This is a genomic window from uncultured Chloroflexus sp., from assembly GCF_938091255.1.
Lineage (GTDB): Bacteria > Chloroflexota > Chloroflexia > Chloroflexales > Chloroflexaceae > Chloroflexus.
Map to the genome: position 1 here is coordinate 298,239 of NZ_CALLJH010000002.1, position 10,644 is coordinate 308,882.

Below are 10,644 nucleotides of genomic sequence, written 5' to 3' on the forward strand. Positions count from 1 at the left end.
TGCGATGCCCAAAGTTTTTGCTGACATTGTTGCCTTTGCCGAAACTGACTTAGCCGCTACTGTTGAATCATTTGTTGATCGCCTGCGCGCGCAGCAGCCAAACTACGCCGCGATGGATCGAATGGCACTCCTCCAAGCCGTTACGACTTCACTACGTACCCTCCTGCATGCGATCAGCACCGACGATCTCCAGCCGTTTCTCGCCCATGCCCGCGCGGTTGGCGAAGCACGCGCGGCGAGCGGCTTTATTGCTGCGGATATGTTTGCCGCCCTCAACGAATTGCGGCATGTGACATGGAATATCGTTGAAGCGTTTGACCGCGACCGCAGCATCGTAACGATCCACCACGTTCGGCGCATTGAAGATCTCTTGCAAGAGTTCGGCAAGACGCTGCTCACTAGCTTTAGCACCGTCTACCGCACGATGCAAGCCCAGATTCACGATCAGGCCGAGCAGATCGAAGCGCAACAACAGACCATCCGCGAGCTGAGCACGCCAATCTTGCCGCTCTACGAAGGGATTTTAGTTTTACCACTGGTTGGCGTCATCGATAGCCTCCGCGCTGGCCAAATTATGGAACGCCTCCTTACCGCTATCGCCGAGCGTCAGTCAGATATCGTGATTATCGACATTACCGGCGTGCCAGTGATCGATACCGCCGTCGCCAATTATCTCTTGCAAACTGCGCGGGCGGCGCAATTGATCGGCGCGCAGGTGATCTTGGTAGGGATTGGCCCCGAAATCGCGCAGACGATCGTCCAGCTTGGCGTTGACCTGAGCGGCATTGCTATCGGCGCCAACCTGCAAACTGGGATCGAATTGGCCTTACAGCGTACCGGACGTGCCATTAGGCCGGCGGCATAAGAACTAACGCAAAGGCGCCAAGACGCAACGTTTTCGCATGTTGGTCGTCTAGACAAGCCGAGTCCTCTCCGTACAAAGCGACAAGGGGGTCGCATGGCCACTATCTTTACCGAACTTCAAGCCTTTCTCCTTGCACGCCGTGACCACATACTGGCTGAACTAGCTCGGCACGTGCAGCAGCACAGCCCGGGTTATGCCCGGCTTGCGCAAGAAGAATTGCTGCCCACAATGAATATGACGATTGAAGCGCTTGCCGAGGCAGTTGGTACCCAAGACCTGCTACCGTTCATCGCTTATGCCGAAGCGCTCGGTGAGATGCGCGCCCACGTGGGCTTTGTATTGACTGATGTATTGATAGCGATTGACGCCTTTCGCTCACTCACGTGGGACGCACTTGAAGCGTTTGCCCAGCATCAACCCGCTTGTACCGTTGAGACGGTGCGTGTCGTTGCAGATATGCTGCAACAATTTAGTCGATCAGTAGTTACGAGTTTTAGCTATGCTTACGAACAGTTACACTATCAACTATACGATCAGGCCGAGCAGATCAAGGCGCAACAGCAGACCATCCGTGAATTAAGTACACCAATTTTGCCCTTGTACCAACATGTGCTGGTCTTGCCAATCGTTGGCATCATCGATAGCTTTCGCGCCAGCCAAATTATGGAGCGTCTCCTCACAACGATTGCCGAACGGCAATCAGATATCGTGATTATCGATATTACGGGGGTGCCATTGGTCGATACCGCCGTCGCCAATCACCTGTTGCAGACGGCGCGCGCAGCCCAATTGATCGGCGCACAGGTCATCATGGTTGGCATTGGCCCTGAAATCGCCCAGACGATTGTCCAACTCGGTGTTGATCTCAGTGGAATTGCTATCGGTGCTACGCTGCAAAGCGGGATTGATATGGCATTTCGCCGACTTGGTAAGCAGATTGTCCGGCGGTAATGCACTACTTTCGCACTGTTTCTGCCCAACATCACATTTGCACCGCTCGTTGCAATCGTAACTCGACTATGCTAGAATAATCCACGTCTACGACAAGGTTTTTCTCACTACAACCAGCGCCCCGCGTATCGCGCGCCGCGCCGGCAATCACATCGGGTCGTGCATTCGTGCAACGAAGGAGTTGGGGTCATGCAGGATCTGAACGCCGTCCAAAGTCTTGCGGTCTGGGCTGTGCTCGTCGTTTCGCTGCTCGGCATTGGGTATGCTTTCTTCATCCGCAGTCAGATCCTCGCCCAAGATACGGGAACACCCCGTATGCGCGAGGTCTGGGGTTACATCAAAACTGGCGCTAATGCCTACCTAAGCCAGCAATTCCGCACCATTTCCATTTTGATCGTTATTTTGACCTTCGTTTTGGCGGCTAGCGTGTTTATCATTCCGCCAACGACCGAAGCAGTCGAGCGGTTTGGCAGCAGAGAAGCAGCGACGCTCTGGGTAGCAATTGGGCGCGCGGTGGCCTTCCTGATGGGATCGCTCTTTAGCTACGCAGTTGGCTTCGTTGGTATGAATGTCGCAGTTGAGGGTAACGTGCGGGTGGCCGCGGCATCACGCAAGGGCTACAACCCTGCGCTGCAAGTGGCGTATAAATCCGGCTCGGTGACCGGCATGCTCACCGTCGGCCTTGGCCTGCTCGGCGGCACGCTGATCTTTATGGTCTTCGGCATTGCCGCCCCCGACGCCTTGCTCGGCTTCGGCTTCGGCGGCTCGCTGATCGCGCTCTTTATGCGTGTCGGCGGCGGCATCTACACGAAGGCGGCTGACGTCGGTGCCGACCTTGTCGGCAAGGTTGAAGCCGGCATTCCCGAAGACGATCCGCGCAATGCAGCAGTGATTGCCGACCTTGTCGGCGATAACGTCGGTGACTGCGCTGGAATGGCGGCTGACGTGTTTGAGAGTTTTGAAGTGACGCTGGTCTCGGCGATGATCCTCGGCATTGTGCTGGGCGATGCAGTGGCCGGCACGATGGGCGATGGTCAGTACGATCTGCGCTTCATCATCTTCCCGCTCGTGTTGCGCGCGATCGGCGTGATCGCGTCGGTGATCGGCAACCAGTTTGTCACCACCGATGAGCGCAAGCGCAACGCGATGGCGGCGATGAACCGCGGTTTCTACATCGCGGCAGGCTTAGCCATTGTTGCTAGTGCAGCGGCGACACCGGTTTTTATGGTTGATGCTGCCGGCAACGTTGATTGGCGTCCATTTTTCGCTACCCTGTCGGGTGTGATCTTGGCCTTGGCGCTTGATAAGCTGACCGAGTACTTTACCAGCACGCACTTCAGCCCGGTCAAAGAGACCTCGAAGGCATCGCAGACCGGCTCAGCGACCAACATCCTCTCTGGATTGGCCCTTGGTATGGAGAGCAGCGTTTGGGCAATTTTGGTTATCTCGGCGTCGATCTTTACCTCGGTGCTGATCTATTCCGGCGAACCGGCTGCGACCCAGTTCACCGCGATTCTGTACGGCGTGTCGCTGACAGGCATCGGCATGCTGCTGCTGACCGGCAATACCATTTCGATGGATAGCTTCGGCCCGATTTCCGATAACGCGAACGGCATCGGCGAAATGGCCGGCCTCGATAAGAATGCTCGCAATGTGATGGATGACCTCGATGCAGTCGGCAATACGACCAAGGCCGTCACCAAGGGTATCGCGATCGGTTCAGCGGTGATCGCGGCGGTGGCACTCTACGGTTCGTATTTCACCGATGTGAATAAGGTGATCAAGCAGATGATCGATGAGGGAGCAAAGGGTATCGAGCTGCTCTCGTCGATCAACGTCGCCGCACCTGAGGTCTTTATCGGCTTGCTGATCGGCGGTGCTGTGCCGTTCCTCTTCTCGGCGCTGACCATTCGGGCAGTGTCGCGCGCCGCAGCGCAGATCGTCAACGAGGTGCGCCGACAATTCCGCATCCCCGGTCTGATGGAAGGCAAGGTAGTGCCTGATTATGCGCGCGCAGTGCAGATTTCGACCACGGCAGCGCAGAAAGAGCTGATCAGCCTTGGCCTGATCGCGGTGATGGTGCCAATCATCGTCGGCTTCACGCTTGGGGTTGAGGCGCTGGGCGGCTTCCTAGCCGGCATTATCCTCACCGGTCAATTGATGGCGGTCTTCCAAGCCAATGCCGGCGGCGCGTGGGATAATGCCAAGAAGTATATCGAGGAAGGCAACTTCGGCGGCAAGCATAGCGAACCGCATAAGGCGGCGGTAGTCGGCGATACGGTCGGCGATCCGCTGAAGGATACGTCTGGCCCGGCCTTGAACCCGATGATTAAGGTGATCAATTTGGTAGCGCTGATCATTGCCCCAATTATTGTCACGATCGAACCCGGCAGCCCCGGCGTGATTATCGCAATGGTGATCTGTGTTGCCGCGCTGGTGTGGGCCATCTGGCAGAGCAAGCGCGAGAGCGAGGCGCTCAAGGAGATCGCGCAGGCGCCGGCATCGGCCGATTAGTTGCGGTGATTGATCTTAGAGCAGCTTAGGCAAGGGCGGGTTGGCAACCCGCCCTTCCTCGCATCTCTCCAGCTAGCATCGCCCACGGCTTCGTTAACGCCGGGTAATCAACTCTTTTCGCCACAACCATCACAAATCAACTAGGATCAGCGTAGCGTCCTTACAATCTGTTAGGGAGATGTTCAATGACGACATCCGCGCTACAGACCGACGTTGACCGAGATGCACGCGCTGCCAGCGATAATCGGCGCAAGATCCTCGAAGCGACTATGAAACGCTTCCAGTATCAGGGCGATGCGCTGATTGAAGTGCTGCACAAAGCGCAAGAGCTGTACGGGTTCCTCTCGCCAGAGCTGCTGAGCGACGTCGCCCAGCGCCTCCGCTTGCCACCAAGCCGCGTCTATGGCGTCGCTACCTTCTACCATTTCTTCTCGCTTGCCCCGCAAGGCGAACACACCTGTACTGTCTGCTTGGGCACGGCTTGTTATGTACGTGGTGCAGCGCTCTTGCTGCGCGAACTCGAAGAGCTGAGCGGCGTGAAAGCCGGACACACCAGCGCCGATGGTCGCTTCTCATTGCTCACGGCCCGCTGTCTCGGCGCGTGCGGCCTTGCACCGGCAGCCGTGCTCGATGGCGAGGTGGTCGGCCATGCTGACCGTTCCGATTTGGCAGCACGCATCCGCAATCTACTTGGCCGCGAGGAGTGACTATGGATCTCCACGAGCTGGAAGCCATTGGTGAACGAGAACAAGCTCAGCGCACTCGCCTGCGCATTCTCTGTTGCGCTGCCGCTGGTTGTCAAGCGTCAGGGGCGCTTGAGCTCAAGCGTCGCCTTGAGACGGTGCTGACCGCAGCCGGGAAGTTAGCCGATATTGATGTCACACCGGTTGGCTGCATGGGACTGTGCGGGCACGGCCCTTTGGTGCGGCTCGAACCAAGCGGAGAGATGTTTGAGCGCGTGACGCCGGCTGATGCCGAAGAGATTGTTGCTGCGCTTGAAGGTAGACCCTGCACAGTGACGCGCTGTGATCGCCAGCATCCCTTCTTTGCGCGCCAATTTCCGATTGTGCTGCGCCATTGCGGCCAGATCAATCCCGAGCGGATCGAAGATTACATCGCGGTGGGTGGCTATCGCACGCTCTATCATGTCATTCATGAAATGACACCTACCGAAGTGATAGCCGCCATTACCCGCAGTGGCTTACGTGGACGCGGCGGTGCTGGCTATCCGACCGGCTTAAAGTGGGCAACGGTAGCTAAAAGCCCCGGTGAACGCAAGTTTGTCGTCTGTAACGCTGATGAGGGCGATCCGGGTGCATTTATGGATCGCAGTATTCTTGAGAGCGATCCGCATCTCGTGCTGGAAGGGATGGCAATTGCCGCCTACGCCGTTGGCGCTGAACAAGGATTTATTTATGTGCGCGGCGAATATCCGCTGGCTATCGAACGGCTGCAGAAGGCGATTGTCCAAGCCCGCCGCTTCGGTTTACTCGGCGCACAAATCTTTGAGAGCGGGTTTAATTTCCGTATCGACATTCGGGTTGGTGCCGGCGCCTTTGTATGTGGAGAAGAGACCGCCCTCATCGCCTCGATCGAAGGGCGACGCGGCCAGCCCCGTCCGCGTCCGCCATATCCTGCCGAAAGCGGCCTGTGGGGTATGCCGACCCTCATCAACAATGTCGAAACCTTTGCCAACGTTACCGCGATTATCGAACACGGGCCAGAATGGTTTAGCAGCATCGGTTCTAACCGAAGCAAAGGCACCAAGGTCTTCGCTCTCACTGGCAAGGTTCGCAACACCGGCCTGATCGAAGTGCCGATGGGCATTACCCTGCGCGAGATCGTTGAAGAGATCGGCGGCGGCACTCCCGATGGCACGCCGGTCAAGGCCGTACAGACCGGCGGCCCATCAGGTGGCTGCATTCCGGCCAGCCTCTTCGACACGCCAGTAGATTACGAATCGTTGGCTGCGGTTGGCTCGATTATGGGATCGGGCGGCATGGTGGTCATGGATGAACACACCAACATGGTTGATGTCGCCCGGTTCTATATGGAGTTTTGCAAAGACGAGTCATGCGGCAAGTGCATTCCATGCCGGGTGGGAACGGTACAGCTCTTCAATATGCTCACGAAGCTCCGCAATCGACAAGCTCATGCTCGTGATCTAGACAAGATCGAGGAGCTGTGTGATCTCATGCGCGAGACGAGCCTGTGCGGGCTAGGTCAATCGGCCCCCAATCCGGTGCTCAGCACCTTGCACTACTTTCGGCACGAATACGAGGAGTTGATCGGCGCGGAGGGCGACCATGGCAGCTAAAACACTTACCATTGACGGACATCTCGTTTCGGCCCGCCCCGGCGAGACGCTGCTGGCAGCCATCCGCGAGGCCGGAATCACGATTCCGACCCTCTGCCACCTCGATGGTCTCTCTGAGGTAGGGGCATGCCGGCTATGTTTGGTGGAAATTGAAGGCCAGCGCCGGTTGCAACCAGCCTGTATGACGATGGTCAGCGAGGGGATGGTGGTACATACCAACACACCGCGCCTACAGTCCTACCGGCGGCAGATCATTGAACTGCTCTTTGCTGAGCGTAACCACGTCTGCGCAGTGTGTGTGGCCAGCGGCAATTGTGAACTGCAACGACTGGCCGGCATGGTCGGGATGGATCACGTGCGCTACGAATACCTCTCGCCCAACTATCCGGTTGATATTTCGCACCCACGGTTTGGCATCGATCACAACCGCTGCGTGCTCTGCACCCGCTGCGTGCGCGCCTGTGACGAGATCGAAGGCGTGCATACGTGGGATGTGGCTGGGCGTGGGGTCAATGCCCATGTCATTACCGACCTAAACCAGCCGTGGGGCACATCGACCACCTGCACCAGTTGCGGCAAGTGCCAACTCGCCTGCCCGACCGGCGCGATCTTTCCGCGCGGGGTCACCGTCGGCGAACGACCGCATGCCAGCGAGCGCATTGCCTTGATCGTCGAAGCGCGCAAGCAACGCTGGTAGGCGCGCAAGGAGAGAACCATGAGCCGGCTACGTATTGCTACCATCTGGCTAGGCGGCTGTTCGGGCTGCCACATGTCGCTACTCGATCTCGATGAATGGTTGATCGAGCTGGCCGCGCGCGCCGATCTAGTCTACAGCCCAATCGCCGATACCAAACGTTTCCCGCCTGAAGTCGATCTGACCTTAATCGAAGGCGCGATCGCCAACGACGAACACCTCGAATTGGCGCAGACAGCGCGCCGTCACAGCAAGATCATCGTCTCGTTCGGCGATTGCGCTGTCACCGGTAACGTCACCGCACTGCGCAATCCGCTCGGCCCGGCCCAGAACGTCTTGCAACAAGTGTATGTCGAGCACGGCGATCCGGGTGGCGTCATTCCGCACGAGCCGGGAATCGTGCCGGTACTGCTCGATAAAGTGGTGCCAGTGCATCAGGTCATTCCGGTTGACTACTACTTGCCGGGATGCCCGCCTTCGGCACCACGGATTCGGGCCTTGCTGGAAGCGTTGATTGAAGGGCGCGAACCGGCGGCTGATATTCGCTTTGGGTAGATGGATAGTGGCAGAGACGCTGCAAGCGCCATCAGGTTGCGTCGCTGCGTTCGCAATCATATTAAGGAGTGCGCGATGGGCCAACGTATCGTCATCGATCCTGTCACGCGCATCGAGGGCCATGCCAAGATTAGCATTCACCTCGACGAAGCGGGCAACGTTGCTGAAACGCGGTTCCATGTCACCGAGTTTCGCGGCTTTGAGCGCTTCTGCATCGGTCGTCCATTCTGGGAGATGCCCGGCATTACGGCACGCATTTGCGGCATCTGCCCGGTCAGCCATTTGCTGGCCTCGGCCCGCGCCGGCGACGGTTTACTAGCAGTACTGATTCCGCCAGCAGCCGAAAAGTTGCGCCGGTTGATGAATCTCGGCCAGATTATTCAATCGCACGCGCTGAGCTTCTTCCATCTCAGCGGGCCCGATTTGATGCTCGGCTTTGATAGCGATCCAGTTCAGCGTAACGTCTTTGGGTTGATCGCCGCCGATCCCAACCTTGCGCGCAATGGCATCCGGCTGCGTCAGTTTGGGCAAGAAGTGATCGAGTTGCTAGGAGGGCGCAAGATTCACCCGGCTTGGGCCGTACCGGGTGGAGTGCGCAATGGCCTCAGTGTGAGTGGTCGCGATCAGATCCGGGCCAAACTGCCTGAAATGTTAGCAATTGCGCTCGATGCCATCGGACGGCTCAAACAGCTTACCGAACGCTACCAGCGCGAAATCGAGACCTTTGGCGTCTTTCCCAGCCTGTATCTGGGAATGGTCGGGCCGGGAGGGCGCTGGATGCACTACGGCGGCAAATTGCGCGTGATCGATCATACCGGCAAAATGCTGATTGACGAACTCGATCCGATCGATTATCGCGATGTCATTGGCGAAGCGGTCGAACCATGGAGCTACCTGAAGTTCCCCTACATTCGGGCGCTCGGCTATCCGGGTGGCATGTACCGCGTCGGGCCATTGGCGCGGATTAATGTCTGCTCTACCATGGGAGCGCCACGGGCTGACACCGAGCTGCGCGAATTGCGCGAGCAAGCCGGGCCAGTGATCGAGGGCAGCTTCTACTACCATCATGCCCGGCTGATCGAGATCATCGCTGCACTCGAACGCATGGAGATGCTGATCGAAGACGACGACCTGCTCTCAAACGAGCTGCGTGCTGACGCCGGTGTCAATCGCCGCGAGGCGGTCGGCGTGAGCGAAGCGCCACGCGGCACGCTCTTCCACCACTACAAGGTCGATGATAAAGGTTTGATCACGGATGTGAACTTGATTATCGCCACCGGCCAGAACAATTTGGCCATCAACCACACAATCGGCCAGATTGCCCAGAGCTACATTCGCAATGGGCAATTTGACGAAGGCATCCTCAACCGGATTGAAGCTGGAGTACGAGCTTATGATCCATGCCTGAGTTGTTCAACCCACGCGGTTGGGCAGATGGCGATGGAAGTTGAGTTGTACGACGCGCAAGGAAGGTTGCTTGATCGGGTGAGTCGTTAAGGAGCCGGTAAAGGAACGCGGCTCACCATAGCGAGCCGCTTCAATCATCATATCGTTGCTGCGGACAGGGTTGGACAACCCGGTGTCATGTCTAAATCTGCCTGCAACTGTTTCCTTCCCGTGGCAATGGCATCGCTGCGTATGTGCGAACCAAAAGCCAGCGATGGACAAGATCACATTGAATATCGCAACAATATAGATCGGAGAGAAGATGAGCGACCATAAAGATATTATTCACAGACGACAAAGTTCAAACAGTGGAAATTTTACAACGATATCCTATCGTCGTGCCAAGTTTTTTGCGTTATAATTGTTACTACTCTTACCAAGCACCTCGCGGAAAGGGTTGGCTATGGGGCACATCTGCCAGCGTCGATGCCCGGCAGTAGCGCCGCAGGGTCTGATCATTGGGTACGGCAGCCCGGTGCGTGGCGATGATTACGCTGGGCAAGCCGCAGCCGAGCTGATGCGGCAATGGCGTGTTACTGGCTTACGAGTAATCACGCAAGCGCAACTTACACCGGAATTAGCGGCAATCATTGCCCGCTCACGTCGGGTCATTTTCCTCGATGCTGCGGTTGATCGCACGAATGTCGAAGTGCAGCTCATCGAACCGGCCACTGTCCTCACCTCCAGTCACCAGAGTGATCCGGCAACGTTATTAACCCTTGCCCGCATCCTCTATGGTCATGCACCACGCGCAGTCTTGATCACCATCCCCGCTTACGACACCTCACTCAGTTTAGTGCTCAGCCCTGCCACCGCACGAGCGGTTGCGTATGCCGCCCGGCTTGCGCGAGCTTATATCGGACGGCGTTATTGGCCATTGCAAGCACGGGCCATTGGCTAATTGCCAGTAGGGGCGCGGTATTGCAGCACATCACTGGTGATAATTCCATTACAGACTTGGCCGGCAAAAGCTAACGCTAGCGCATGTTACGCAATGAGCCAACGCTTTGGCAGCCCCATTATAGAGTGCGGCAGTCTACTGCCGCACTCCATTCCATAGCCGGTTGTGTTTGGGCAGCCATCGTCACAGCAAAGAACGCCTGATCAGCCTTGCTCTTACGCCAATGCTGCCGGCGTAGGACAACTTCAGAACAGCATCAGCCGGCGCGCGAGCAAAAAACCCCACACCCCCCAGCAGTGAGCTAGGGGGTGTGGGGTTTAGCACCTGAACAGGCACGCGTGGTGATGAGCCGCGCCGTAGCACGTGAGCAGTGAGTGGGATTGCTCCCTAGAAAGGAGGTG

At 57.5% G+C, this 10,644-nt stretch carries 9 protein-coding genes; all 9 read left to right on the top strand.

Annotated features, from left to right (window positions below):
• Positions 1 to 4 precede the first annotated feature (4 nt).
• The 9 genes from Q1A00_RS01615 (at position 5) to Q1A00_RS01655 (ending at position 10,243) form a co-directional block, all read left to right on the top strand.
• Entirely contained in the window at positions 5 to 865 is an 861-nt protein-coding gene (locus Q1A00_RS01615) for an STAS domain-containing protein (RefSeq protein WP_298401028.1), read from the top strand.
• Positions 866 to 958: 93 nt separating this feature from the next.
• Positions 959 to 1,816, top strand: a complete 858-nt coding sequence (locus tag Q1A00_RS01620; RefSeq protein WP_298401031.1) for an STAS domain-containing protein — start codon at positions 959 to 961, stop codon at positions 1,814 to 1,816.
• Positions 1,817 to 2,005: 189 nt separating this feature from the next.
• Complete coding sequence (locus Q1A00_RS01625) at positions 2,006 to 4,330, top strand: sodium-translocating pyrophosphatase (protein WP_298401034.1); 2,325 nt, start codon at positions 2,006 to 2,008, stop codon at positions 4,328 to 4,330.
• A gap of 185 nt (positions 4,331 to 4,515) precedes the next feature.
• Positions 4,516 to 5,037 carry a bidirectional hydrogenase complex protein HoxE gene (gene hoxE, locus Q1A00_RS01630; RefSeq protein WP_298401037.1) on the top strand — a complete coding sequence of 174 codons (522 nt, stop codon included), beginning with the start codon at positions 4,516 to 4,518 and terminating at the stop codon, positions 5,035 to 5,037.
• Positions 5,038 to 5,039: 2 nt separating this feature from the next.
• Positions 5,040 to 6,647 (top strand): NuoF family protein, encoded by a 1,608-nt coding sequence (locus tag Q1A00_RS01635; protein ID WP_298401039.1) that lies wholly within the window; start codon positions 5,040 to 5,042, stop codon positions 6,645 to 6,647.
• On the top strand, positions 6,637 to 7,344 hold the full coding sequence (gene hoxU, locus Q1A00_RS01640; protein WP_299754942.1) for a bidirectional hydrogenase complex protein HoxU: 708 nt from the start codon (positions 6,637 to 6,639) through the stop codon (positions 7,342 to 7,344). The genes Q1A00_RS01635 and hoxU overlap by 11 nt, the downstream gene beginning before the upstream one ends.
• Positions 7,345 to 7,362: 18 nt before the next feature.
• On the top strand, positions 7,363 to 7,896 hold the full coding sequence (locus tag Q1A00_RS01645) for an oxidoreductase (RefSeq protein ID WP_298401043.1): 534 nt from the start codon (positions 7,363 to 7,365) through the stop codon (positions 7,894 to 7,896).
• Positions 7,897 to 7,971: 75 nt separating this feature from the next.
• Positions 7,972 to 9,393, top strand: coding sequence for a Ni/Fe hydrogenase subunit alpha (locus Q1A00_RS01650; RefSeq protein ID WP_298401045.1), 1,422 nt, complete (start codon positions 7,972 to 7,974; stop codon positions 9,391 to 9,393).
• 352 nt (positions 9,394 to 9,745) lie between these two features.
• A complete protein-coding gene (locus tag Q1A00_RS01655; RefSeq protein ID WP_298401047.1) occupies positions 9,746 to 10,243 on the top strand; it encodes a hydrogenase maturation protease in 498 nt (165 codons plus the stop codon).
• Positions 10,244 to 10,644: the final 401 nt, after the last annotated feature.